24 protein-coding genes and 1 tRNA gene are annotated in these 23,292 nt (G+C 63.9%); 7 read left to right on the forward strand and 18 right to left on the reverse strand.

The features are described 5' to 3' along the window. Window positions 1–127 precede the first annotated feature (127 nt). From CKO23_RS12820 to CKO23_RS12830, 3 genes are all read right to left on the reverse strand, one after another. Entirely contained in the window at window positions 128–1,735 is a 1,608-nt protein-coding gene (locus CKO23_RS12820) for a hypothetical protein (protein WP_200331748.1), read from the reverse strand. A gap of 29 nt (window positions 1,736–1,764) precedes the next feature. After that, window positions 1,765–2,592 (reverse strand): CDP-alcohol phosphatidyltransferase family protein, encoded by an 828-nt coding sequence (locus CKO23_RS12825; protein ID WP_200331750.1) that lies wholly within the window; start codon window positions 2,590–2,592, stop codon window positions 1,765–1,767. Between the two features lie 126 nt (window positions 2,593–2,718). After that, on the reverse strand, window positions 2,719–3,603 hold the full coding sequence (locus CKO23_RS12830) for an EamA family transporter (protein ID WP_200331752.1): 885 nt from the start codon (window positions 3,601–3,603) through the stop codon (window positions 2,719–2,721). A 362-nt stretch (window positions 3,604–3,965) separates the two neighbouring features. Between CKO23_RS12830 and CKO23_RS12835 the strand changes: the two genes are divergently transcribed. Then, window positions 3,966–5,582 carry a SagB/ThcOx family dehydrogenase gene (locus tag CKO23_RS12835; protein WP_200331754.1) on the forward strand — a complete coding sequence of 539 codons (1,617 nt, stop codon included), beginning with the start codon at window positions 3,966–3,968 and terminating at the stop codon, window positions 5,580–5,582. 3 nt (window positions 5,583–5,585) lie between these two features. Here CKO23_RS12835 and CKO23_RS26385 read toward each other — a convergent pair whose 3' ends face one another. The 4 genes from CKO23_RS26385 to CKO23_RS12850 form a co-directional block, all read right to left on the reverse strand. Further along, window positions 5,586–5,708, reverse strand: coding sequence for a hypothetical protein (locus CKO23_RS26385; RefSeq protein ID WP_274600216.1), 123 nt, complete (start codon window positions 5,706–5,708; stop codon window positions 5,586–5,588). An 84-nt stretch (window positions 5,709–5,792) separates the two neighbouring features. Further along, window positions 5,793–6,596, reverse strand: a complete 804-nt coding sequence (locus CKO23_RS12840) for a TIGR01458 family HAD-type hydrolase (RefSeq protein WP_200331756.1) — start codon at window positions 6,594–6,596, stop codon at window positions 5,793–5,795. A gap of 105 nt (window positions 6,597–6,701) precedes the next feature. Continuing rightward, entirely contained in the window at window positions 6,702–6,887 is a 186-nt protein-coding gene (locus tag CKO23_RS12845) for a hypothetical protein (RefSeq protein WP_200331758.1), read from the reverse strand. A gap of 93 nt (window positions 6,888–6,980) precedes the next feature. Further along, window positions 6,981–7,649: a Bax inhibitor-1/YccA family protein gene (locus CKO23_RS12850; RefSeq protein ID WP_200331760.1), complete on the reverse strand. Its 669-nt coding sequence runs from the start codon at window positions 7,647–7,649 to the stop codon at window positions 6,981–6,983. A 209-nt stretch (window positions 7,650–7,858) separates the two neighbouring features. Between CKO23_RS12850 and CKO23_RS12855 the strand changes: the two genes are divergently transcribed. Continuing rightward, window positions 7,859–7,946 (forward strand) — tRNA-Ser (locus CKO23_RS12855). Window positions 7,947–8,504: 558 nt separating this feature from the next. On the opposite strand, the gene CKO23_RS12860 is transcribed toward CKO23_RS12855, so the two are convergent. The 3 genes from CKO23_RS12860 to cobF all read right to left on the reverse strand — a co-directional run bounded on the left by CKO23_RS12860 (window position 8,505) and on the right by cobF (window position 10,746). Beyond that, window positions 8,505–9,098 (reverse strand): hypothetical protein, encoded by a 594-nt coding sequence (locus tag CKO23_RS12860; protein ID WP_200331762.1) that lies wholly within the window; start codon window positions 9,096–9,098, stop codon window positions 8,505–8,507. Between the two features lie 175 nt (window positions 9,099–9,273). After that, window positions 9,274–9,870 carry a hypothetical protein gene (locus CKO23_RS12865; protein ID WP_200331764.1) on the reverse strand — a complete coding sequence of 199 codons (597 nt, stop codon included), beginning with the start codon at window positions 9,868–9,870 and terminating at the stop codon, window positions 9,274–9,276. A gap of 102 nt (window positions 9,871–9,972) precedes the next feature. Then, a complete protein-coding gene (cobF, locus tag CKO23_RS12870) occupies window positions 9,973–10,746 on the reverse strand; it encodes a precorrin-6A synthase (deacetylating) (protein WP_200331766.1) in 774 nt (257 codons plus the stop codon). A 332-nt stretch (window positions 10,747–11,078) separates the two neighbouring features. Between cobF and bchE the strand changes: the two genes are divergently transcribed. The 3 genes from bchE to CKO23_RS12885 all read left to right on the forward strand — a co-directional run bounded on the left by bchE (window position 11,079) and on the right by CKO23_RS12885 (window position 14,843). Next, a complete protein-coding gene (bchE, locus tag CKO23_RS12875) occupies window positions 11,079–12,719 on the forward strand; it encodes a magnesium-protoporphyrin IX monomethyl ester anaerobic oxidative cyclase (protein WP_200331768.1) in 1,641 nt (546 codons plus the stop codon). Window positions 12,720–12,897: 178 nt separating this feature from the next. Next, complete coding sequence (locus CKO23_RS12880) at window positions 12,898–14,466, forward strand: cobyric acid synthase (RefSeq protein WP_200331770.1); 1,569 nt, start codon at window positions 12,898–12,900, stop codon at window positions 14,464–14,466. Window positions 14,467–14,510: 44 nt separating this feature from the next. After that, window positions 14,511–14,843, forward strand: a complete 333-nt coding sequence (locus CKO23_RS12885) for a 4a-hydroxytetrahydrobiopterin dehydratase (protein ID WP_200331772.1) — start codon at window positions 14,511–14,513, stop codon at window positions 14,841–14,843. 137 nt (window positions 14,844–14,980) lie between these two features. Here the strand turns inward: CKO23_RS12885 and CKO23_RS12890 are convergent, their stop codons facing one another. After that, entirely contained in the window at window positions 14,981–15,562 is a 582-nt protein-coding gene (locus tag CKO23_RS12890) for a beta-class carbonic anhydrase (RefSeq protein WP_200331774.1), read from the reverse strand. A 274-nt stretch (window positions 15,563–15,836) separates the two neighbouring features. Here CKO23_RS12890 and CKO23_RS12895 point away from each other — a divergent pair, with 274 nt between their 5' ends. Further along, the gene (locus tag CKO23_RS12895; protein WP_200331776.1) at window positions 15,837–16,247 is read left to right on the forward strand and encodes a hypothetical protein; all 411 of its coding nucleotides are present in this window, start codon (window positions 15,837–15,839) and stop codon (window positions 16,245–16,247) included. Between the two features lie 4 nt (window positions 16,248–16,251). On the opposite strand, the gene CKO23_RS12900 is transcribed toward CKO23_RS12895, so the two are convergent. From CKO23_RS12900 to CKO23_RS12925, 6 genes are all read right to left on the reverse strand, one after another. Beyond that, complete coding sequence (locus tag CKO23_RS12900; RefSeq protein ID WP_200331778.1) at window positions 16,252–17,172, reverse strand: hypothetical protein; 921 nt, start codon at window positions 17,170–17,172, stop codon at window positions 16,252–16,254. Window positions 17,173–17,199: 27 nt separating this feature from the next. After that, window positions 17,200–18,639: a VWA domain-containing protein gene (locus CKO23_RS12905; RefSeq protein WP_200331780.1), complete on the reverse strand. Its 1,440-nt coding sequence runs from the start codon at window positions 18,637–18,639 to the stop codon at window positions 17,200–17,202. A gap of 283 nt (window positions 18,640–18,922) precedes the next feature. Then, complete coding sequence (locus tag CKO23_RS12910; protein WP_200331782.1) at window positions 18,923–19,768, reverse strand: PA4780 family RIO1-like protein kinase; 846 nt, start codon at window positions 19,766–19,768, stop codon at window positions 18,923–18,925. Between the two features lie 235 nt (window positions 19,769–20,003). Then, window positions 20,004–20,603: a DUF1415 domain-containing protein gene (locus CKO23_RS12915; protein ID WP_242482413.1), complete on the reverse strand. Its 600-nt coding sequence runs from the start codon at window positions 20,601–20,603 to the stop codon at window positions 20,004–20,006. 53 nt (window positions 20,604–20,656) lie between these two features. Next, window positions 20,657–20,890 (reverse strand): hypothetical protein, encoded by a 234-nt coding sequence (locus CKO23_RS25660; RefSeq protein WP_242482414.1) that lies wholly within the window; start codon window positions 20,888–20,890, stop codon window positions 20,657–20,659. Beyond that, window positions 20,883–21,824: an ATP citrate lyase citrate-binding domain-containing protein gene (locus tag CKO23_RS12925; protein WP_242482415.1), complete on the reverse strand. Its 942-nt coding sequence runs from the start codon at window positions 21,822–21,824 to the stop codon at window positions 20,883–20,885. Before CKO23_RS12925 ends, CKO23_RS25660 begins: the two co-directional genes overlap by 8 nt. Window positions 21,825–21,908: 84 nt before the next feature. On the opposite strand from CKO23_RS12925, the gene CKO23_RS12930 reads away from it, so the two are divergent. Further along, window positions 21,909–22,490, forward strand: coding sequence for a Uma2 family endonuclease (locus tag CKO23_RS12930; protein WP_200331784.1), 582 nt, complete (start codon window positions 21,909–21,911; stop codon window positions 22,488–22,490). A gap of 338 nt (window positions 22,491–22,828) precedes the next feature. On the opposite strand, the gene CKO23_RS12935 is transcribed toward CKO23_RS12930, so the two are convergent. After that, complete coding sequence (locus CKO23_RS12935) at window positions 22,829–23,131, reverse strand: hypothetical protein (RefSeq protein WP_200331786.1); 303 nt, start codon at window positions 23,129–23,131, stop codon at window positions 22,829–22,831. Window positions 23,132–23,292 lie beyond the last annotated feature (161 nt).

A 23,292-nucleotide genomic window follows, 5' to 3' on the forward strand; every position in this document is an offset into this window, starting at 1 on the left:
GCGGGTTGTGCGTGCGTGCTCGACTCGGACACTGGTTCGCGGCGCGGGGCGGAATCAATGCGAGCAGGGTGCGCGGGCTGCCGAGCCCATCCCGGGCCAGGTCGGTCGAGGGGTGACCTGGGAGCGGTCAATCGAACGCCTTCAGGAGTACGGGCGCCAGTTCGCTCATCTTCCCGATGACAGAGGTTTCCGGCACCAGGCCGGGGACGAATCCCGCCGCCCGAAGGCGCTGTAGCAGACTCGCTTGGCTCGCAATGACGTGGATCGGGACATCCCAGGTTGCGTTCTCGCCGCTGACGCTGGAGGCGGGTTGGTGATCTCCGAGGATGATGAGAACCAGGTTGTCCTTGGGGTGGTGCTCCAGGAAACCTGCGAGCACCTCAAAGGCATAGCCAACCGCCTCGACGTAGCTGGCGCCCAGGTTCGTCCAGCTTGGTTTGCGGTTCAACGCATGATCGACACGGCTTGGATCGAAGGGTTTCGGGCCGAGAATCGCCTGCCAGTCGGGCTGATAGGGCGCGACGGGCCGGAATGGGGCGTGACTGGTGATCGTCGGGAAGACGACGAAGACGGGCGGCCGCGGCTTGACGGACAGCTCTTGCTGGTCGAGCCGCGCGAGTGCGTATTGGTCGGGGATGCGCCACCAGCCGAACGCGGGTCCCCGGTAGTCCAGTCCGGTGGCGTCATAGATCTTGTCATAGGCGTAGAAGCGCCCCTCCGGCCAGGCCATGCGCAGGCCCGGCATCAGCCCCAGCACTCGGTAGTCCGCGGCGGCGAAACGGTGCACCAGGGTGTCGCGATCACGGGTCAGCAGCAGGTTGTAGCGGCCGCTGTCACCGACCTCGATGCCGGACAGGAGGCTCATGTGCGCTAACCAGGAGCCGCTGCCGAAGGTCGGCGAGCGCACGCGTGCCGAAACGACCTCGCGCCGCGTGCCCGCGATCGCCGCGGCGAGTCTGCGCCGGCTCGCCTCGAGGGCGCGGGCGTATTCGGGCCGATCCAGGGTCGTGGACCCGTAGGACTCCAGGAAGATCAAGAGGACATCGGCGCCGGCGATCTGGCGGAAGCGCGACGCGGGGAGCGGCGGGGCATCGAGCGCCTGATCGGTGTCCGCGCGCATGGCCTCGCCGATGAAGCGCAGTTGCTCCACGTAGGTCTGGGTGACCGGTCGCGAGAACCATGTGCGCACGCCAAGCTCCTTGTGCATCCGCCCGGCGACGAAGAGGAGCACCAAGAGGAGGCAGGCGCCGATTAGAATTCGGCGCGGGGCTACAAGGGTAAGGGCGTCAGTCGTGCGGGCGAGCATCCAGCGAATCCCGAAGAACGCCCCCAAGAGCCCCAGCGCAAGGGATGCGGCGGCGAGCAACAACTGCCGCCCGCTGGCCGCTTGGATGAGCATGGCGGCCACCCCGGGGAGGTGCGGGGCGTCCCAGTAGAGATTGATGCGCCGTCCATAGAGGGCCGGGGCCGTGACCTCCGCATAGCGCCCGAGGGTCATGCAGAGGAGCGCCAGGGTCAGCAGACCCAGCATGCGCCGCGAGGGCGGCCGGCCCCATTCGGTGAACAGGGCCATGAGTAGCACCAGCCCCAGGATCTCGATCGAGAGATGGTGGCGCGTCGTGATCCAGGGCGTCGGCCAGACGTTGTAGAAGCTCAAGAGCAGGTTCAGCCCGTAGAGCGAGACGCCGAGGGCGAGCCAGAGACGCCAGCGTCGGGCTTTCGGATCAGTCGGCATCGGTTGTCAGCCTCTTGAACGTCATGCGGTCAGGCTTGCGTTCCATCGGACGCCTGATCGCCGCGGATGGGGGCTGGTTTGGGCGAACGCCGGCGCGGCTGAGCCCTCTCGGGGCCTTGTCTCCATAGCCACCAGAGATCCACGGCGAACGAGTAGCCGACGAAAACCAGGCCCAAGGCCGCCAATCCCATGCTTGCGGGTGGCTGAATCGGCGGGGTGAGGGTCAGCAAGAGCGTGAGCACGATCAGGACGCAGAAGGTTTGACGTCGACGACTCGGCGGAAGCGGCCGGTTCAGCCAAGGCCAGATCCGGGCCGAGGCGAGAAAGAGATAGCGCGCGAGACCGATCAGCAGGATCCAGTGCCCGGCCTTGTCCTGGCTAAAGATCAAGGCCGCCAACACGAGGACCAGCAGGGCATCGGTCTCCATGTCGAAGCGCGCGCCGAAGGCGCTGGCCCAGCCGCCGCGACGCGCCAGCCAGCCGTCGAGCCCATCGAGCACCAGGATCAGTGCCGCCACCAGTGCCGGTCGCCAGCTGTCGAGGTCGAGCGGCTCGCCGATCCAGCCCGCGAGGAGTGCTGTCAATCCGAGGCGCAGGAGGGTGACCTGGTTCGCGGGGAAGAGTCGCGGATGGGGCAAATGCCCAGGCAGCTGGCGAGACAGCCAGCCCAGGACGACCGCGTAAACTGCGGCCGACTTGAGGGCGGCCCAACCGCCGAGTCCCATCCAGCCGGCGAGCAGGTGCGCGAGCAGCGTCAGCAGCAGCAAGCCCATGACGGCGTTGACGAGGGCGCTTCGCGCGAGTCGCGCGCGTGCGTCGGCGAGACAGTGGAATCGGCGTTCGTCGGACGGCGGCATCCTGATCAGACCTGTTGCTGGGTGAGCGGGAGCACTTGGCCCGAGGGCGCTGGCGGCGGCATCACATCCTTCGATGATGAGGGCGAGCGACCCGGAGTGCACGCCCTCGATCGCGCTGCTCGGATCTTAGGCGGCGCTCAGGCGTCGCTGCCAGCGGTCGGCCCATTCGAAGCAGGCCAGTCCGGCGAGGATGATGGCGCTGCCGATCCAGACCCTGGGGCTGAGCACTTCGCCGTTGGCGGCTTGGCCCAGGAAGAGCGCCAGGACAGGCGTGATCAGCGTGATGAGCGCGACCCGGCTGGCCTGGATGTGATGGAGGACGTGGTAGTAGAGGATGAACCCGATTGCCGAGCCGAATAGGGCCAGATAGAGGATCGACCAGGCAGCCCGCGGCGTGAGCGTCGCGGGGATCGTGGCGTCGAGCAATCCCCAGCTCAGCAAGAACAGGGGCACGGCGATCAGCAGCGCACCGGTCGTCGTCTCCAGCGGATGCAAGCGCGCCCCGATCCGCTTGATCCAGACCGCGCTGCCCGAATGGATGAGGACCGCGGCGAGGATGCCGCCAACACCAAGCACGGCGCCATGGCCAAGGGCCAGGCTCTGGCTGAAGATCAGCCCCAGCCCAGCGATACCCAGCCCGATGCCGAGCAGCCGCCCTGGCGTCACGGCGCGCTCGCCGAGCCAAACCGCCGCCATGAGCGCCGTCGCGACCGGGGTGAACCCGAAGAGCACTGACATGAGGCCGGAAGGGATGAACTGGGAGGCCCAGTAGGTGCTGCTCATGGCGCCCCAGATGCCCAATCCGGCGGCGCAATAGGTCTGCAGCGCTCTGCGGTGCCAGCGCATGCGCCGACTCATGAGGGCGACCAGCACCAGGCAGATGAAGACGCCCAGCACCATGCGCGAGGTGACACCGAACAGAAAGCCCGCCGGCTCGCTGCTCCACTTGATCGCCAATGGTGTGGTCGCCCAGATGAGCACGACACCCATGAATGCCGCCGGAACGGACACGCGATACCTCCGCTTTGCTGGTCCAACAACGAAAAAGACCGCGGCTGGAATGCCGCGGCCTGTGGGGTCTGACGAGACGCCTGGGGTCGTCTCGTGTCAATCAGGCACGCGGTATCGGCGCAGCCAGCGCATCGCGCGGCTGGCCATGTGGCGGTCCTGATAGGTGTGGATCACGGGGAGCATGGGATCGAGTGTCACCGATTCGCCGCGACGGCACAAGCGGCTCCTTGCGGAGCGAGTGCGCCCCGGCGCGCGTGACGCGCAGAACCTGCACGTCGAATTCGCGCGCGCGCGCACCGACATTCTCCTCAGCGGCCAGAATGCACCACCGCGAATGCGCCAACGCGAACAGGTAAGCGCCGATGACGAACGAGAAGCTCAGACAGGTCTACGCCTATCATTTCGACAGCAAACACCGTCCCGAACGCTACGCGCCCGGGCCGGGCGGTCTGGATTGGGCGACGCAACCCAACCCGTTCCGATCCTTCGCGGGCGTGCCGCGCCTGATGCTGCCGCTCCTCGCGGATGGCGGCGATCTGCCCTTCTCGGCTGTCCGGGCGGGCGAGCGTCCGCCCGCCGCACCCCTGGATATCGATCACCTGGGTCTGCTGCTCGAGCGCTCGCTCGGCCTGTCCGCCTGGAAGTCTTACGGTGACGCGCGCTGGGCACTGCGCTGCAACCCTTCGAGCGGCAATCTGCATCCGACGGAGGCGTATCTGGTCAGCGGCGGCTGTCCTGGTCTCGTGGGCGGCGTCTATCACTATCAGAGCCACGATCATTGTCTGGAGCAGCGTGCCCAAGACATCACCCTGTTCGCCCAGGCTGAGGCGCCGGGTGGCGTGATCCTCGCCTTGACGAGCGTCCATTGGCGTGAGGCCTGGAAATACGGGCTGCGCGCCTATCGCTACTGTCAGCACGACGTCGGGCACGCCTTGGCGGCGGTTGCCTATGCCGCCGCTGTCCTGGGCTGGCGGGTGGAGCGACTTGGCTGGTCCGATGCGACCTTGGCGCGCATCCTCGGCGTCGACCGCGCCCCGGATTTCGATCCGGACGAGCGAGAGGCGCCTGATCTGGCCCTCTGGGTGGGGCCTGAGCGACCGAGCCGTGAGGTCGTCGAGGCGCTGAGGCGTCGGCCTTGGTCCTTCAGCGGAACGGCCAACCGTCTCAGCCCGGGACACCTGAGCTGGCATGGCATCGAGCTGGTCTGCCAGGCGTGCGAGCGTGACGCGGAGCAGGGCGTCGCGTCAGTCGCCGAGACACCGCTGCCGAGCGTGATTCCGCGGGTCTGCGAGCAGGGAGCGGCGGCCCTGATCCGGCAGAGACGCAGCGCGGTGGCCTTCGATGGCTGCACCAGCATGCCGTTCGATGCCTGGGTGGCGATGCTGGATGCGCTCCTGCCCAGGCCCGGCGTGCCGCCGTTGGACGCCTGGGGTCGGTCTCCGCGCGTGAATCTCCTGCTCTTCGTGCATCGGGTCGAGGCTGTCCCGCCCGGTCTCTATGCGCTGGTGCGGGCGCCCGACAGTCTCGGCAGTCTGCGCGAGAGCCTTCGGCCCGACTGGTCGTGGGCGCTGGTCGAGGGGGTGCCGACGCACCTGGGGCTCTATCGCCTGGTCGAGGGGGACGCCCGCGAGGCGGCGCGCGCGCTCGCTTGTCATCAGGACATCGCCGGGGATGGCTGCTTCGCGGTCGCCATGCTGGCTGAATTCGACGCGGCCCTGGAAGAGGGGGCTTGGTGCTATCGGGAACTCTTCTGGGAGTGCGGATTGCTGGGGCAGGTGCTCTATCTGGAAGCCGAGGCCGCGGGGCTGCGTGGCACAGGGATCGGCTGCTTCTTCGATGACGCGGTCCATCATCTCCTGGGCATCGAGGACACCCGTTGGCAGTCGCTCTATCACTTCACCCTGGGTGCGCCCCTCGAGGATGCGCGGCTCCAGAGCGAGCCGCCCTATGCGCATCGCGAGGGCGGGCGCTTGGATTGAGTCTCAGCCTGGCGAGCGTTCGGCCCTGAGATCGCCGAGTGCGGCAAGGACCAGGTCGTAATTATTGATGATCGGTGCGATCTGCGACTCGAGACGATCGACGATCTTGAATCCAAAGCCTGGCACAGGTGAACTCATCGCATCAGCAACACTCTATGGACCTGACAAACCTGGCTCGTCAGACAATAGGCACCAGCGCCGAGCGCCGGCTCACCGGTCTCGGTGATGGTCTTCCCACCACTTCGGCAGATCCCCGAGCGAGGGGAGTATCACCATTGGGAGCGGGCTGTGATCCAGGTCGCTCGGTCGGAACTTACCGGTCTTCACGAGCAGGCCATTGATCCCCAGCGCCTGAGCCCCGCCGATGTCGCTCACGACGTCGTCTCCCACCATGCAGGCGGTTTGCGGCGTCGCCCCGACCCGGGCGAGGGCAACCTCGAAGAAGCAGCGTGCCGGCTTGCCGACGACCATGGCCTTCAGCCCTGTCGCGTACTCCAGCGCCGCCACGAAGGGGCCGGTATCGAGCCTCAGGCCATCCGTTGCGCGCCAATACCGCGTCATGCCGAGGGCGACGAGTTGCGGCGCAGGATCGCCCATCAGCCAGCGAAAGGCTTGGTTGAGCGCCTGGAACGACCAGTGCTCACCGTAATCGCCGACCACGATCGCCGAGACGGCGGTCGCGGCGTCTGGCGGCACCATGACCAGATCGGCGAAATCCTCCTTGGTCGCGTCTTGAACAAAGAGTCCGACCGGGCCGGCCGCGTGCGTTCGGAGCCACTCGACCGCGGCGACGGACGGCGTGAGGATTTCGTCGGCTGTGACCTCGATACCCATGCGCGCGAGCTTCTCGACCAGGGATCGGCGTGGCTGGGAGGTCGTATTGGTCACGAAGAGGTGCGGGATCCCGCGGGCGCGAATCCACATGATCGCCTCCCGCGATCCCGGAATCGGCTGGTTTTCTTGATAGAGCACCCCGTCCAAATCGATCAGGAAAGCGTGAATCTCGCTCAGCATCTCAGTCTCCCGACAGTGACGGGATGCGCCCGCTGGCCTCACAGTCGCCGCAATCCGGCTCACATGCCCCGAGACGCGCTCCCTGGTGCAGACACGAATGGAAGGCTAGCGAACCGCCATGATCAAGACGATCACGAAGAGGACGACGGCCCCCAATGGAAGGATAGCGGCTTGCCAGTCGCCCTTCTGGGCCTTGGGTCCATGTTCCTGCCACTGCTTATAGGTGGGCCATAGATAGAAGAGCATGAGGACCAGCACCGCAGCGGCGGCGATCTTCAGGAACAGCTCCATGATGTTCTCCTTTTGAATCAATGCTCAACAAACAAAAACCCCGGCGCGAGGCCGGGGTCTTCACTCAGAAGGCGGCGAACCGCGGGCGGACGGTCAGTCGTCGCCCAAGATACCCAGCAGCTGCAACAGGCTGATGAAGATGTTGAAGATGCTCAAGTAAATGCCGTAGGTCGCCATGATGTAGTTGGTTTCCTCACCGCGAGCGATCCGGCTGGTATCGAAGAGGATGAAGCCGCTCATCAGCAGGATGATGGCGGACGAAATGGCCAGCGACAGCGCAGGCATCTGCAGGAAGATGTTGGCGACGACCGCGAAGATCACGACCATCATGCCAGCGAAGATGAAGCCGCCCATGAAGCTGAAATCACGCTTGCTGGTCAGTGCGTAGCCCGACAGGCCGAGGAAGATGGCGGCGGTTCCGCCAAAGGCCAGCCCGACGGTTTGAGGACCGTGCGGCAGGGCGAGGTAGAGGCTCAGGATCGCGCCCAGCCCGAAGCCGAGCAGACCGGTGATCAAGAAGAGCACGCCGATGCCGGCGGACGAGTTGGCCGTGCGCGGCAGCACGAAGATGCCGAGCAGCATGGCGACGATGACCGAGGCCATGTAGGTCCACGGCGGAGCGGCCAGCGCAAGCGAAAGCATCGCCGTCAGGGCACTGAATCCCAGGGTTGCCGCCAGCAGCATATAGGTGTTCTTCAACACCTTGTTCGTCGAGATCGCGGACTGAGTCGCTTGAGCGACGGTAAAGCCAGGATTAGCCATGTGTTTTGTTCACTCCTTTCGTAAGTGGGTGATTTTTCATCGTTACCGAGTATATGACTCGCTGTCGGATCTTCAAGTTCCAAAGGATACCCGAGCGGCATTTCCATGCAAGCTTGGCGGGTGTTGGGTAAAGGCGCGTCATGAGCTATCATTCGATGCTCGACGGCGATCGCCGGGCTCGCGAGCCCAACCTGATCGCCGGCTCGATTGGAGAGGTGGCTGAGCGGTCGAAAGCGGCGGTCTTGAAAACCGTTGACTCGCAAGGGTCCGGGGGTTCGAATCCCTCCCTCTCCGCCAATTGAATCAAGCGATTACGAAAAACGCCCTTCTTTCGCCTTGGTCTCGGTCATCAGTTGGGCCGGTAGGGTGGACGAGCGCGAGCGAAGTCCACCGAATCCCGCGCCGTTGTTGGTGGACTGCGCTGCGCTTGTCCACCCTACCGAAGACGACTGGTCCGGAGGATGATCGAGGCCCTCGCCTGCTTGCTCAAGCTCGAATCTGAGCCAACCCTTTCAAAAAACTGCGCTGAGCGTGTCTCGTGTGGTGCTGTTCCGAGCCCACAAGCCTGTTGCAGAGGTTCGGCAATGGCGCCGTCCAATTCTAGCGGACCGGCCTCTGGGGGCCGGTTCGATGGCATCTATCCGCAAGCTGACAGACGGCAGGGCAAAACCCTGGCAGGTCCGCATCACTCGCCTGCGCATTTCCGCACCAAGGTCGAGGCCGACTTCAATCGAATGACCGTTTGCACTCAACCCGCCGTGGCGGGCTTTTTCTTGGGGCTGGAGTCTGAGCCGGCATACCCAGCACAAGGCTCAATTTCACAGCTCACGGCCACGATGCGTGCTGGCAACAGGATCAAAAGCGCCACTGTGCGCCGCCGTAGATGGTGAGCTTCGTTGCCGGGTTGTAGTTGAGGCGGAGTCCGACGCCGAAACGATTCGCGGCACCGCCCTGTGCGGCGATGCGCTGCCCGAGCTTGACGGCGTTGCCGATGGTGCCGACGTCGTCGCTGTGCAGCTTGTACCAGGCGAGCGGGTTGTCCGGCGCCGAACGGATGTCGTGCGTCATGCTCTGCAGCCCCACGGCCGCGGAGTTGAAGGTGTCTGCGAGCTCGGCGGGGAACGGCAGAAGTTGGTTGCCGTAGCCGAAACTGAACCCGGCCGATCGCTTGGCGACGCTCGCCGAGGTCCCGAAGCGGAAGCCGCGAAACACCAGGCCGGTGCTGATGTCGCCGTTGCCGGGATTGACGCCGGCCTTGAGCGTGAGGCGCCGGACGCTCATGCCGGCCTCGAGATTGCCGCCGTAGTGGTAGGCCAGGTTGGTGCGGAAGGTGCCAGAGCGGTAGGCGAGGTTGACGTTGCTGGTGTTGGCGTCAAGCGCGAGTACCCAAAGCTGCATCTGGAGTTTCGGGGGGAGCAGCTTGAAGTCGATGTCGAAGTCATCACCCATGGCGCGGTCCTCTCTCGATGGTTGGCGTTGCCTGTGATTGGCGCAACGCATCAACCGGGCCAAGTGTCATTCGGCCAATGGAGGCGAGCGTCGCGATGGCGGTAGGGGCAAGGCGGCTCGGTCTGGCCCGATCGGGTCGAAACGGACGGCCCGGCGCCGTCCGTCCCCTGGCCTGTCACAGCGGCGCCTCGTCCGCTCCCTGGTCGGAACGGGGGTCGGTATCCTCCTCGGCGTCGTCGGTGATTCGTGTCCAGGTGCCGGGCAGGGCGAGCGTGTCGTCGCCGAGGTTGCCGTCGATGACGTGCGACAGCAAACCATAGCCGACGCGCCAGCGGGTCGCGCCGACCAGGACGGCCGCGGTCTTCTGATTCAGCTTAACCACCTCGCCGAAGCGGTCGAGGCCGTTGCGGTCCCGGAAGGCGACCCGGTCGCCGACCTTGACGCTGTTGCGGTCCAGCCCGCGGCGCTTGGTCGCGCCGATTTCGGCGTCCTTGCCCTCCAGGTTGATCTGGTAGAAGGGGATCGACCAGCGCTTGCCGTCGGCGATGTTCTGCACGAGCGCGCGGGTGCGGTTGATCTGCACGAGCCGAGCCTCGACCAGGCGGTTCTCGACGTTGTCGAACCACGACAGGGTTTGACCCACGCGCAGTGCCTGTTTGACCGCGCGGATGCGCGCCGGATCGTCGAGCTGGTTGCTGATAGCGGCGCTGAGGCGGTACAGCTCGAACAGACTTGCCTGGTTCAGTGCCGCTAGGATGTGGTCGTAGTCCATGGGCCTTCCTCGGTCATTCTCGATCGGGTTCTGGTGGGATGGCTGTCTGGGGTGATGTGACGCCGGCCGTTCGCTCCCCGGGGCGGCATGCGCGAGCGGTTCTCAGCCGTTCCCGTCCTGTCGGCGCCTCAGTAGGTAGATGTCCATCAGCCACCCCTTGCGGTCGCGCACCGCCTGCTTGGTCCGCAGCAGCTCGTCCGTCACCTCGTCGACCGGCCCTGAGATCAGAACCTCGTCGGGGCATCCCAGGTAGCCGGCCCAGTAGACGTCCATGTTCTGATCCTTGAAGCGCTGAAAAGACGCGTTGTAGTCGAGCATGACGATCGCGTTGTCGATCTCGGTCGGGTCGCAGGTTTCGGCGTGTCGGCCGGTCGTGATGGTGATGCTCTCGCCGACACGGTTCATCGGGATCTTGTGCCTGGCGGTCAGCATTTGGACGGAGGTGATGCCGGGAATGATCTCGAACACGAGCGTGCCCTGGGAAGCCGCCGCCACGTCGGCGACCAGGCTGAGGGTCTGGTCGTAGATGGCCGGATCGCCCCAGAGGAGGAGGGCGCCGGATTGCCCGTCTTCCAGTTCGTCTCTGACGAGCCGCTCGAACAGGGTGCGCTTCTCGTCGTGCCAGACCTTGACTCCTTCCTTGTAGCCGTCGGCCTCCATGCGCCGTGCTGGGCTGGTGGCGATCACCACCCGATAACCGGTATCCCCGAGATAATGGGTAAGGATGTCTCGGCGCATCTGTAAGAGCTCTTCCTTGCCGCGGCCTTCCTTCTCCAGCATGAAGAAGACGTCGGTTCGCTTGAGCGTTTCGATGGCTTGGATGGTGAGGTATTCGGGTCCGCCCGGACCCATGCCGATCAGGTACAGCGTCTTCATGGTTGCTCGAAATGGTTGTGCGGGACGACGGCGGTCAGTGTCGTGTCCGCGCTGCGTGAGAAGGCGATTTGGCCTCGAGAGAACCGCAGCCGCCGTTCGGGCGGGGTAGGGGTTCGGAGGTGACCATCAACGTGGAGATTCTACCCAGTCGTTGGTACTATTGACGACTTGAGTCAATTTCGGTCCGTCCAGCTCAGGGCGAGCCGAATCACCCTACTTATTTTAGGGTTGCTTGAGCCGGCAGGACTGACGCATCCTCTTGTGGCCCAACGGTGCCGCCCTCACGCAAAGGCGTCCATGCCCGACCGTTCTTGAAACCCCCGGAGCTGACAATGCGAATCCTTTTTGTCCACCCAAACTACAGCGCGGGCGCCGCCGACATCGCCGGCAACTGGTCGCCGGCCTGGGTTGCCTATATTGCCGGTTACCTGAAGTCCGGCGGCTACGAGGACTACCACTTCGTCGACGCCCTGGTGGACAAACTGGATGAAGATCAGCTGCGCGTCGCGATCCGCGATGCGAAGGCCGACATCGTCGCGACCACGGCGATGACGCCGATGATCTACACCGCGCAGCGCGTGTTGCAGATCGCCAAGGAGGAATGCCCGAATGCCATGACCGTGCTCGGCGGCATTCACGGCACCTTCATGTTCCAGCAGGTGCTGGGCGAGGCGCCCTGGATTGACGTCATCGTGCGCGGCGAGGGCGAGGCCGTCACCCTGAACCTGGTGCGCGCCATCGACGAGGGTCGCTGGCCGGCCGAGCGCGAGAAGATCAACGGCATCGCCTATCTGGACGAGAACAGTCAGGTCGTCGCCACGCCGGCCGAGCCATCCATCAAGGATGTCGACTCAATCTGGCCGGACTGGAGCATCCTGGAGTGGAAGAAGTACATCTATATTCCGCTCGGCGTGCCGGTCGCGACGCCCAACATGGCGCGTGGCTGCCCCTTCACCTGTAGCTTCTGCTCGCAATGGAAGTTCTGGCGCGACTACCGCGTGCGCGATCCCAAGCGCATGGTCGATGAGATCGAGGAGCTGGTGAAGGTCCACGGCGTCGGCTTCTTCATCCTTGCCGACGAAGAGCCGCAGATCAACAAGGCGAAGTTCGTCGAGTTCTGTCAGGAACTGATCGACCGCGACCTCGGTATCCATTGGGGCATCAACACCCGCGTGACGGATGTCATGCGCGACGAGGACCTGCTGCCCTTCTACCGCAAGGCTGGCTTGGTGCACATCTCGCTCGGCACCGAGGCCGCCGCTCAGCTCAACCTCGACCGCTTCGTCAAAGAGACCACGATCGAGCAGAACAAGCGCGCCATCCAGCTCCTGCAGCAGAACGGCATCGTCACCGAGGCGCAGTTCATCGTCGGCCTCGAGAACGAGACCCGCGAGACGCTGGAAGAGACCTATCAGATGGTCATGGACTGGGGCGCGGACATGGCCAACTGGTCGATGTACACCCCCTGGCCCTTCTCCGACATGTTTGCCGAGATGGGCGACAAGGTCGAGGTCTTCGACTATTCGAAGTACAACTTCGTCTCGCCGATCATGAAGCCGGACAAGATCGATCGCGCCGAGCTGCTTGACGGCGTCATGGCCAACTATCGGCGCTTCTACATGAAGCGGATGTTCTTCCAGTATCCCTGGGTCAAGGATCCCTTCCGCCGTCGCTACCTCATGGGCTGCATCAAGGCGTTCCTCAAGAGCGCCATGGAGCGTCGCTTCTATCAGCTGGGCAAGCAGAATTACTGGGGTCCGCTGTTCAAGAAGTTCATCAAGTTCGACTACGACAAGGACAGGTCGAAGATCGTCGAGCCGGATCACAACGCCTGGAAGAAGGCCCCGCCGGCCAAGCGCCCGGCGGTCAGCGCCGTGGGTGCGGCACCGCAGGCGTGCGGTGGTCCCAAGGCGTGCGGTGGCGGCACCGAGCAGATGACCGAGGAGCAGGTGAAGCAGTACGAGAACGCCTGATCCACCCCAGCGGCCCCGATGCGTTCGGGGCCGTCCGCTAGGACGCGGGGTCTGCATCCCTTGGGTGCAGACCCCGCGTCCGTTCTGAAAGGTCCTTTTCCTCCTGACACCATGACCCGCGAGCAAGCGCAGCGCGGTCCACCTGCGTCCCTGACAACTGAGAACTCTCTCTCCACCTATGTCCGATTCCGCACCCACCATCAAGATCGACTTGCCGCCGCTGAAAGACAGCGGCCCTCGCCGCGCACGCGCGCTCATGATTCAGGGCACGGCCTCCGACGTCGGCAAGAGCCTGTTGGTCGCCGGTCTCTGCCGGGCCTTCACACGACGCGGGCTCGTGGTGCGCCCGTTCAAGGCGCAGAACATGAGCAACAATGCGGCCGTCACCATCGATACGGATGCCGCCCCCGGACCGGACGGCGAGCAGCCGCGCGGCGAGATCGGGCGTGCCCAGGCCCTGCAGGCCCGAGCCTGCGGCGTGCGGCCTTCGATCCACATGAACCCCGTGCTGCTCAAGCCGCAGACCAACGTCGGCTCGCAGGTCGTCCTGCGGGGACGCTCACTCGGCAACTGCCCGGCGCGCGTCTATCACGAGATGCGTCAGGGTTTGATGCCGGCTGTGCTCGACAGCTTCGAGCGCCTCTGTGCCGAGGCGGATCTGGTGCTGGTGGAGGGTGCCGGCAGCGGCGCCGAGGTCTATCTGCGCGACTGCGACATCACCAACATGCACTTTGCCGAGCGTGCCGGGGTGCCGGTCGTGGTCGTCGGCGATCTGGACAAGGGTGGCACTATGGCCTCGCTGGTCGGCACCTGGCTGCTGCTCGATCAGGCCGATCGGGACCGGGTCGTCGGCTATATCGTCAACAAGTTCCGCGGCGACTTCTCGCTGTTCGAGCCCGCCTGCGAGACCATCACCGCGCATACGGGCTGGCCCTTCGTCGGCATGGTCCGTTGGTTCGAGGGGGCGGGCCGCTTGCCGGCGGAGGACTCGCTGGCCCTGGAGCGTCCCGCCGAGACCACCGGGGGCACGCTCAACGTTGCCATTCCGCGCCTGTCGCGTGTCGCCAATTTCGACGACATGGACCCCTTGGCCGCCGAGCCCAGCGTCAATCTGCGCTGGATCAATCCGGGTCAGGCGATCCCCGCGGAGACCGATGTGGTGATTCTGCCGGGCTCCAAGGCGACGCGATCGGATCTCGAGGTCCTGCGGCGCGAGGGCTGGGACATCGACATCAAGGCGCATGTGCGCCGCGGCGGGCGTGTGGTGGGACTCTGCGCGGGCTACCAGATGCTCGGACGCGTGGTGCGTGATCCACAAGGCATCGAAGGCGCGCCGGGCGAGACGCCCGGACTTGGTCTGCTCGACATCGAAACCGAGATCGGTGCCGACAAGCGGCTCATCGAGATCGATGGACTGGAGCAGCGCAGCGGTTGCCGCATCAGCGGTTACGAGATGCATATGGGCCGCACCACCGGCGCTGGCCTGGAGCGCCCCTGGATGCTGCTCCAGGACAGCGCGGGCGGCCTCCGTCCCGAAGGCGCCATCTCGGCGGAGGGCCGGGTCATGGGCGGTTATCTGCACGGCATCTTTGGCGCGGACGACTTCCGTGCGCATTGGCTTCGGCAAGTCGGTGCTCAGGCCGCGCGGATCGACTTCGAGGCGCGGATCGAGGCCGCCCTGGACGATCTCGCCGACCACTGCGAGGCTTGCCTGGATCTGGATGCGCTGTTGTCGTTGGCGCGCTGACCGAAACCGAATCTGACCGAAACCGAATCTCGAGGAGACAGACCATGAGCGAACTGACGCGAGAGACCTGCGAAGCGTGCCGTGCCGACGCGCCTAAGGTGTCGGACGAGGAACTGAAGACCCTGATCGCAGACATTCCGGACTGGTCGATCGAGGTCCGGGAGGGGGTCATGCAGCTGGAGAAACGTTTCGACTTCCCGGATTTCGTGCAGGCGCTGGCCTTCACCAACAAGGTTGGAGAGATCGCCGAGGCCGAGGGGCATCACCCCAAGCTGGTGACGGAGTGGGGCAGCGTCATCGTCACCTGGTGGTCGCACAAGATCCGCGGTCTGCACCGCAACGACTTCATCATGGCCGCAAAGACGGATCTGCTCTGAGAGGAAGGCGCGGAGACAGCGCGCAGGGGTGAGTGACACAACTTAACGAAGCGGGTTGTCGTCACTTCTCCATCACCGGCGCTCTCCAACTTGGTCGGCCGGTGATGGCGAAGGCTGCGACGCTCGATGGTTGGGCATCAGTCGGCCAGGCCGGCCGCGGTCGCCTCCGGGACCTCGACCAATTGCCCTGTCTTGCAGTCATAGATGTAGCCGTAGACCGGAATGTCGCCCGGAACCAGCGGGTGGGCCTTGATGCGCTTCACGTCCTCCACCACGCTGGCCGCGTTGTCGCTGATCGTCAGCCAGTTGATGTAGCGGCCTTCCGGTGAGCCAGGACCCTTGCCCGTGTCGTGCCAGCCACGCGCGTCGATGGAGGCCGTCTCCAGACTGCTGTCGAGCAGGCCGGCCATGATCTCATTGGTGAAGGTCTCCATGCCGCAGTCCGTATGATGGACGACGAACCACTCGCGCGTGCCCAGCAGCTTGTGCGAGATCACCAGCGAGCGGATGGCGTCGTCGCTGGCGCGGCCCCCAGCGTTGCGGATGACGTGGGCGTCGCCCTCCGCAAGGCCAGCGTATTTCGCCGGATCCAGGCGCGCATCCATACAGGTCAATATGGCGAACTGCCGGCCCGGCGGCATCGGCAGCTGACTTTTTTCTCCGAAATCGGCCGCATAGTGCGCGTTCGCCGCGAGAACCTCATCGACTGTCTGACTCATCTCCTCGATCTCCTCGTTCTGCTGCTGTGTGGATGCATCGCAGATCGAGGATCGTAGAATCTCCGACCTGCTTGGTAGAGATTAGTCATTCGTCGCGGATTTGTCCCGCGCCTCTCCCGATCGGCTGCGGCCGGAAGTGATGCACGCGCAGCCCTTGCGAACGTGATGGCAAGACGAGCGGGCGTCTTCTGTTCGTCGCTCTTCCCAAACGGCAGGCGCAAAGCGTCTAGAATGTCGGGAACAACCGCCTCAGAGGCCGCTTTTCAGAGACGCCATGATGGACTTCTTGGATATCCCCATTCTCTTCGGCCGCTTCTTGGTCATCCAGGGGTTGTTGACCGACGCCGATGTCGCCCGCGCCAGTGCGGTGCAAAAGGACTTGAATGCCACGCTCTGCTTCGTGTTGATCGAGCGGGGAATGCTCTCGGTCGAGGACTTCGGGCGGGTGCACGCCTATCAATGGGAGCACATGGTGGCGTTCGAGGAGGCGCTGCGAGCGGTGGGCGTGTTGAGCGAGCAGGCCTGCACGGCCGCCGTGAAGCTTCTCGATGATCAGCGCATTCGTCTCGGCGAAGTCCTGGTCGGACAGGGCAAGATCACTCGAGAAGCGCTCGCGGACGCACTCATCCTCCATCGCGAGCATCAACGCTCGTCGAGCGAGAACACGGGCGGCGAAACCGGATAGCCGGTTACTGAGTCACCCCATAGAGCTGGTTGTATTCCCGGCGCAAAATGGTGTAATTCCGATTCAGCTGCTCGATGTGCCTGTCCTTCATCTCGAGTCGCACAGTCAACTGCTTGTTCTCCTCCGCCAGGCTGTCGCGCTCGACGAGGAGGTGGTGCGCCGAGTGCCGATTGTGCTCGAGGACCCAACTCAGTTGCTCGACGTGCTCTTCGAGCACCTCGTGCTCTTGGCTCAGGATGTTGAAATTCCGCTTCGACCTGGCGGCCGTCTGCATGAATTCCAGACTGTAGCGCCTGGCCTCGTCGAGTTCTTCGCGGAGTTCTCCGGTGGGGTCTAGCTTTGCGTTGCTTTCGAGCCTGGCTTTGAGATCCTCATGGGCGCGCTCCAGTTGCGCGTATTTGATCTTTATCCCCTCTGCAGCCTTCCCGTCTGCATCGCGTTCAAAGAGCCGGTTCCGCAAACCCGCAAGCAGTGATTCGATCTCGAGGTCGGGGATCGGCTCGGCCGGCGGGTGCGCATGATCGAACCTCGCTCGCCGGATTTCGCGTGGATCGGCCCCTCCAGATAGCGGCTTCCGGCCGGTTGCGGAGCGGTCGTCCGTGATCTGCTCAAGCTGCTGGACGTTTCGGGCGAAGGTGTCCAGAACCCATTCCCAGACGTCCTCGTCACCGACTCGATCCTTGCGAAACGGCAGCGACAGCGCTGTCAGAAAGGCGAGATGGGCATCCCTGAGCGCCGCTCGGCAGCCGCGGCCTGTCTTGGTCTCCGCGATCTCCGCGGCGATCAAGGCGGCGATTCGCGCGCTCGCGCGCTTGCGCTCTCGGCGCAGACGCAGCCATTTCACGCCAAAGACGATTGCCGCGATGAGGACCACGGCCAAAGCCTCGGCCAGGCCAAAGATCCACACATAGTGAGAAGACGTCATAATGGGATGCTCAATCGAATGCGAGGCTCAATCGACATCGTCAAAAACGTCCGGCTTGGCGTGGCTTCCGCGCCACCACCAGACGCCGACGCCGATTCCGAGCAGGGCCAACAAGGCAAGGTTGGCTATCACGATGATCTTCATTGCCCGCTGGCGGGCCTTGGCCTCGGTGACCCTGGCTGGCGCGGAAGTCATGTCGTCGGTCGCCACGACCGGGGGGCTCGACAGTGGATGCAGGCGCGTGACCACGTTGATCAGAGACACCTTTTTGCGCTGAAATCCCTGGCCGCGCGCGCTGACCTCGACGTGGAATGTCCCCGCCTTGTCGATGCTGAACTGGCCCACCGCCCGCCCTCCGTTCCGTGCGTCGGCGCTTGGGTGGAGCGCGAGCGTTTCGACGACACCTCCCGCCTCGTCATGGACCGTGGCGCTGAGTTCGATGCCTTGAAGGGCACTCGGCGCGAGCGGTGACCCTTGATTGGTCAGTTGAGCGGTGACCTCCATGGGCTCGCCAACCACGGCGAGGACCGGCACCTTGATCAACAGATTGAGATCGCTCTCGATATAAGCATTCTGATCCTGCGTCTGACCACTGATCTTCCATACTCCCGGCTGCGGGTCTTGGATCGTGATCTGGTCGTAATGCGCCATGCTTTTCCAATCGATGCCCGGTCGCCGATCACCCGCGCTCAGCGGCTGAGCGTTTGGATCCGTCAGCTGTATCCCCGCGTCGCCAGCCTCCCGCTTCACCAGCAAGCGTAGCGTCTGGACATCCGCATCGATCTCCACGGAGCCGTTGCTCACCGGCAGCATCAATGGCCGGTCCGCCTGCTCGAACAGACCCACGAAGGCCTCATAGATGTCGTCCGGGGTGTCTGCCCGAATCGTCAAGCCGCCCGTGGACTCGCTGAGAAGACTCAGCAGATCCAAATCGGCGTCGGGCGAGAAGGCAACCCCGTAGATGCGGATGCCAGACGCCTGAAACCTTGGCAGTAGATCCTCGATGAGCGCGGCGCGCCCGGCTTCTGTCGCCTCATTGTCACCGAGGTTCATCTGGCCGTCGGAAAAGAGCACGAGGAAGCGGCTCGCCGGGATCGACGCTGGGTCGGAATAGGTCTGATAGGCCGTTTTCAAGGCGACTTCGAAGTTGGTCTGAGTGCCATTCATTTCGATCTTGTCGATGATCGAGGCGATTTGGCTCAGGGTCTTCGCGTCGGACAAGGGTCGTAGCGGCAGCAGCACCCGAGCATTCTGCGCAAAGGTCATGACGGCCAGACGATCATCCGATCCCAGCAGGGTGCTGAACAGCTCGGCGCCCTTGAGGCTGTCGCGCGCTGGGTCGTTCTTATACATGCTCAGCGAGTGGTCGAGTGCCAGGACCACATCCACGGGCGCGGCGGCGAGGGGCCATGCGCTCGCCAAGAGGATGAGCAGCCCAAGAGCGGCAATCGGACGGGGCAATCTCATAGGGGGGCTCCTCGGGCGACATGAACATGGATCGTAAGAGCACTTGGCGTGGAAGTATAGCGGCTGACAGGGTGCGACCGCTGCTCAGCCCCGCGCCCTGGTTGGTGGACCGCACCGCGTTGGATCCGGGAGAGCCATCGCCTTTGTCCGCCCTCGACCTTGGGTGATCGACGTGGCCGAATTCACGCCACGATTCCCTGTTCGCGGTCTTTAGATGGCGATCGATCGGTCGCGCAACAGCAGTGAGGGTCCGCCGCCGCATCTCGTTGAGTCCAATGCCTGGCTATTCGTCTTCTCGTCCCTGCTGGCGCCGTATCGCTTCACTGCGTGCGTCATCGATCTCTCTCAGGATGCTTTCGAGATCGACCTCTTGATTCCGGCCCTTGAAATGGCCCGTGAGCTTGACGTCAGGCGTCAGGGTGCCGCTTTCATAGAGGTACCAGATTTCCTGGTCGTAGCTGGTGCTCAGCAGCTCGGGTGCGAAACGACCGAAATAGTCGGCTAGATTGCTGACATCGCGTGCCAGCATGCGCGCGGCATTGTTGTTCGCCGCCGCATCGATCGCCTGCGGCAGATCGATAATGACCGGACCATGCGCATCGACGAGTACATTGAATTCGGAAAGGTCGCCATGGACGAGTCCCCCGCAGAGCATCTTGACGACATTCGCAATCAATACGCCGTGGTACTCAAGGGCTTGTTCGCTGCTCAATTCCACATCGTTCAGTCGCGGCGCGGCATCGCCGTCCTCATCCGTGATCAGTTCCATGAGCAGCACGCCGTCGAGGAAATGATAGGGTTGCGGAACACGTACGCCCGCCGCCGCCAGGCGATAGAGCGCGTCGACCTCGGTATTCTGCCAGACGTCTTCCTGGGCTTGGCGCCCGAAGCGCGAGCCTTTTTCCATCGCTCGGGCCTGTCGGCTATTGCGTACCTGACGGCCTTCGCGATAGAGCGTCTGGCTATGAAAGCCGCGTTTGTTCGCATCTTTATAGACTTTCGCGCAGCGAATGACGCCTTCGGATCGCACGACATAGACGGCGGCCTCTTTGCCGCTCTTGAGTGAACGAATCACTTCGTCGACAAGACCGTCATGCATCAGTGGCTCAAGACGTTTTGGAACTTTCATCGTATCCTTTCAGTGAGATCGACTCCGGTGGAGCCGTAATGACGATCAATCGACCGCCGAGTCATGCTGCCGCGTTCATGGTTCTGGCGCGCCGACGTGGGAGCGCCGCCCTCGGTGCGACGGGATGCCGCTCCCATCGATCCCGCCGACAGGTCTGCTCGATCGGCCTTGTGATCGAGGTGCGGGGGGCGGATCCGGTGTTGTGCCGAAGGCAGGTCGTGCGTTGAAAGCATGTTTAGGGCTCGCGCCACAAGGCCCGCCATCCCTCGTGCCCGAGCGCGCCCAGGGTTTCAATATTGCGTTCGTAGACCGACTCGGCGTCGGGGAACGCCTCTACCGCGCGGTCGATACTCTCCTCGCGCAGCAAGTGCAGCGTTGGAAACGGTGCCCGGTTGCTGAAGTTGCTGATGTCGTCGGGTTCCGTTCCCTCGAACTGGAATCTGGGATGAAAGCTCGCGATCTGAATGACACCGTCCAGGTCGTGCTCTCCCACGGCCGATTCTGCCAGTTGCACGAAGTCGTTGAAATCCAGAAAGTCGGGCAGCAGCTCGGGGTGGATCAGCAGTGTCGTCTCGATCGCGTCCTGGTCGGTGCTGCCAATCAGCTCCAACTCTCGATCGAGATCCTCGAGCAGACCGTCCAGATGTCGCGCATGACTGACCACAAAGCGCACCTGGTCCTTGACGTAGATCGCCTTCGCGAAGGGGCAGAGGTTCAGCCCGATCACCGCCTTTTCGATCCATTGCCGCGTCGCCGCGATGATCGCCTCGTCGTTCATGGCCGCTATCCTCTGTGGTTGTTGGGAAGAAGGGTTCCTCCCGTTGATATCGCGCATCGGCCAGAGACCATGCGGCCCAGCCGCCCCGCACCTCGCCGCCGGCAAGCATCTCACGCCCTGTAGCGACAGCGGCTCGCCGGGGTTCGGGTGTCCATGTTACGCCCGCGCGTGAGGTGATCCTCGATCTCGACGGCCTCGCCGCCCAGACGGCCGTAGAGGAAGGCGTCGATGTCGACGCAGTAGAGGTTGGCGCTCACGCCATAGCTCGCCAGGGCGTGAACCAGCTCGTGGTAGACGTCGTGGAAGACGTTGTAGCTGCCGCGCGACGCGAATAGCTCACGCACATAGACCTCGCGCGGGTCCAGGTTGACCTCCTGCCCCTTGAAGACCGGGTGGTTGATGCCGGGGAGCATGGCGTAGGAGAGATTCCCGACCGCCTTGGCGCGGGCTTTGTACGCCTTGTACTCCAGCGCCTAATCGGCCGCAATGCGCACCAGGTCCAAGCCGTGATTGGGGTCGCCGGGATCGGCCAGCTCCAGCCCGCCGAAGCGCTCCATCAGGAACTGCATCGCCTCGAAGCCGTTGCCGCCGTGCGCGAACCCCGTGTGGCTGAGGAAGCCGACATGGGCCTTCGACCGCTGTCGCCGTGATGCCCAGATGCCGCGCGATCTCCTCGCGTCCCCCGTGCCGTATCCAATCGTCGATGTCGCGCGCGTCCTTCAGATAGGCCATGCCGCGGATGAGGTTCGGCCCGCCGCGACCGAGGACCACGAACAGCGGTCGGGGTCCGTTCTGGTTGAAGTCGTCGCGCAGGGCATCCGCCATGGCGCGGAATGTGGTGTAGATGTCCGTGTTGTTGGCCTTGCCGCGGATCATGAAGAGCACAGTGGTTTGCGCCAGCCAGTGTTTGTAGACGATGCGGCTGATGTCGTACATCTTCTCGTAGGGCGAATTGCCGCCGAAGTCCGAGGAGATGGTAGCCGCCTCACCGAGCAGCTCGGTCACCAGCGCGTTGGCGCCGCCGCCGAAGGTCATGGCCGTGATACTGCCCTGGTCGTTGATGACGAAGACGTCTGACTGGCCCTGATAGGTGCGCAGCTCGTTGACCTCCAGCTCGAAGGCCGAATAGCTGCCGGACCCCAGGCTGGCCGGCAGATTCAGCCGCTGCCAAGCCGGGTCATCCGTGTCGAAGGTGCACTTGAAGTCGCAGGCGACCGGGATCAGCCACCCGTCCGGCTTGGCCATCATGCGGATGGGATTGAGCTCCAGCATGCTCATGCTAGCGCAGCAGGCCATGAGCCGTCAGGTTTGTTCCGGCGCGGGGCTATACTCTTCGACATCCCAAGCCGACGGACCTGAGCCATGTCACTCCAGCCTAAACCCAGCTTGAGCCTCGATGAATGGATCGAGCAGGAGCGCAATGCCCTCGAAGCGCGTTGCGAGTATGTCCACGGCGAGGTCTTCGCCATGACGGGAGCCAGCGCGGACCACAACACCATCGTGATGAACATTGGTCGTGAGCTCAGCACTCAGATGAAGGGCAAGCCCTGTCAGGTCTATGCGAACGATATGAAGGTGGTCATCCGGGCCGCCGACGCGGGCAAGTACCCGGACCTCCTGGCCTACTGCGGTCCGCCGGAGTTTTCCGATGGTCGCCGGGATGTGCTGCTCAACCCGAGCCTGATCGTCGAGGTGCTCTCGCCGTCCACCGAGGCATACGACCGGGGCGACAAGTTTGCCCTGTCTCGCCAGATCCCGAGCCTGCGCGAGTATCTGCTGGTGTCGCAGGACCGCGCGCGGGTGGAACTCTATGAGCGCGGCGAGGCGGGCCGGTGGATCCTGACCGAGTACGCCGCGCTGACGGATGAGGTGGCCCTGCCGAGTATTGCCTGCACGTTGCCGCTCAGCGAGATCTACGACAAGGTCGAGTGCTTGCGCAGCTGAACACTGAAAATTGGCCCGCAGGAATTGTGACGGCCTACCGATGAAAAAAGACCCGGCGGGGGCCGGGTCGAAAAGTCTCTCGATCAGAGAGACGAGGAGGACAGCAGAGATTCGAGAAGATGGCCGACGCTCGACGCTCTCCAGGGTTAACGGCCTCTTGCGCGTGATTCTGTAGGGCTCATCGTCAATTTTTCATCGACCCTTTCACAGTTCATCACGCCATCGGCTCGGAAGGCAGGGGATGTAACGCCTTCATCCTGTCGCGACGCTGACACGGCCACCAGCCGGGTACCCGAGTCGATCAGCGACATCGCCGCGTCCAATACCTCGGCCGGACCTTACGGCGGCCGATCGACCAGCTCGACCAGCGCGTCGATGTTGCGCTTGATGATGTCCGGCCCATGCGTGACCGCCTCTGCGAAGGGTGCGCCGCTTGCACCCAGCAGCACCTGCTTGCTGCGAGCCTGGAGCTGATCGATGAGCTCACCATCAATGCCGTTAGGCACCCCCGCCGGGACGCTGCCTGCTGGCCGAGGCCGGGCACCGCCTCCTTGTGTCGCACATTCCGCAGGCATGATGCCTGCCGATGAGTATTTTTTCGCTGCAGATAGCCCCATGTGATCGGTTTTCGGCAGCGTCATTGACGCTTCCGACTGTCTTTCTTAGAAGATGGCTGAACACCGCCATCCGAGTCCGTGACACTCGGCGGCTCGCGAGCCGGGCTGGAAAGGCTCCCCGCCTTTTTCAAGGGGAGAAAACCGATGGCCCATCCGTTCGCAGCACTGATCGACGCGCACACGCA

The sequence above is a fragment of the Thiocystis violacea genome (assembly GCF_016583565.1).
Lineage (GTDB): Bacteria > Pseudomonadota > Gammaproteobacteria > Chromatiales > Chromatiaceae > Thiorhodococcus > Thiorhodococcus violaceus_A.

Bases quoted from the DNA above. Each gene is read 5' to 3' on its own strand.
- CKO23_RS12925 (WP_242482415.1), bottom strand. From the start codon at position 21,824: ATGAGCATGCTGGAGCTCAATCCCATCCGCATGATGGCCAAGCCGGAC.
- CKO23_RS12845 (WP_200331758.1), bottom strand. From the start codon at position 6,887: ATGGAGCTGTTCCTGAAGATCGCCGCCGCTGCGGTGCTGGTCCTCATG.
- CKO23_RS12930 (WP_200331784.1), top strand. From the start codon at position 21,909: ATGTCACTCCAGCCTAAACCCAGCTTGAGCCTCGATGAATGGATCGAG.
- CKO23_RS12865 (WP_200331764.1), bottom strand. From the start codon at position 9,870: ATGGACTACGACCACATCCTAGCGGCACTGAACCAGGCAAGTCTGTTC.
- CKO23_RS12860 (WP_200331762.1), bottom strand. From the start codon at position 9,098: ATGGGTGATGACTTCGACATCGACTTCAAGCTGCTCCCCCCGAAACTC.
- CKO23_RS12880 (WP_200331770.1), top strand. From the start codon at position 12,898: ATGTCCGATTCCGCACCCACCATCAAGATCGACTTGCCGCCGCTGAAA.
- bchE (WP_200331768.1), top strand. From the start codon at position 11,079: ATGCGAATCCTTTTTGTCCACCCAAACTACAGCGCGGGCGCCGCCGAC.
- CKO23_RS12825 (WP_200331750.1), bottom strand. From the start codon at position 2,592: ATGCCGCCGTCCGACGAACGCCGATTCCACTGTCTCGCCGACGCACGC.
- CKO23_RS12835 (WP_200331754.1), top strand. From the start codon at position 3,966: ATGACGAACGAGAAGCTCAGACAGGTCTACGCCTATCATTTCGACAGC.
- CKO23_RS12820 (WP_200331748.1), bottom strand. From the start codon at position 1,735: ATGCCGACTGATCCGAAAGCCCGACGCTGGCGTCTCTGGCTCGCCCTC.
- CKO23_RS12890 (WP_200331774.1), bottom strand. From the start codon at position 15,562: ATGAGTCAGACAGTCGATGAGGTTCTCGCGGCGAACGCGCACTATGCG.
- CKO23_RS12935 (WP_200331786.1), bottom strand. From the start codon at position 23,131: ATGACGCTGCCGAAAACCGATCACATGGGGCTATCTGCAGCGAAAAAA.
- CKO23_RS12840 (WP_200331756.1), bottom strand. From the start codon at position 6,596: ATGCTGAGCGAGATTCACGCTTTCCTGATCGATTTGGACGGGGTGCTC.
- CKO23_RS12850 (WP_200331760.1), bottom strand. From the start codon at position 7,649: ATGGCTAATCCTGGCTTTACCGTCGCTCAAGCGACTCAGTCCGCGATC.
- CKO23_RS12915 (WP_242482413.1), bottom strand. From the start codon at position 20,603: ATGCGCGATATCAACGGGAGGAACCCTTCTTCCCAACAACCACAGAGG.
- CKO23_RS12910 (WP_200331782.1), bottom strand. From the start codon at position 19,768: ATGAAAGTTCCAAAACGTCTTGAGCCACTGATGCATGACGGTCTTGTC.
- CKO23_RS12905 (WP_200331780.1), bottom strand. From the start codon at position 18,639: ATGAGATTGCCCCGTCCGATTGCCGCTCTTGGGCTGCTCATCCTCTTG.
- CKO23_RS12900 (WP_200331778.1), bottom strand. From the start codon at position 17,172: ATGACGTCTTCTCACTATGTGTGGATCTTTGGCCTGGCCGAGGCTTTG.
- CKO23_RS12885 (WP_200331772.1), top strand. From the start codon at position 14,511: ATGAGCGAACTGACGCGAGAGACCTGCGAAGCGTGCCGTGCCGACGCG.
- cobF (WP_200331766.1), bottom strand. From the start codon at position 10,746: ATGAAGACGCTGTACCTGATCGGCATGGGTCCGGGCGGACCCGAATAC.
- CKO23_RS12895 (WP_200331776.1), top strand. From the start codon at position 15,837: ATGATGGACTTCTTGGATATCCCCATTCTCTTCGGCCGCTTCTTGGTC.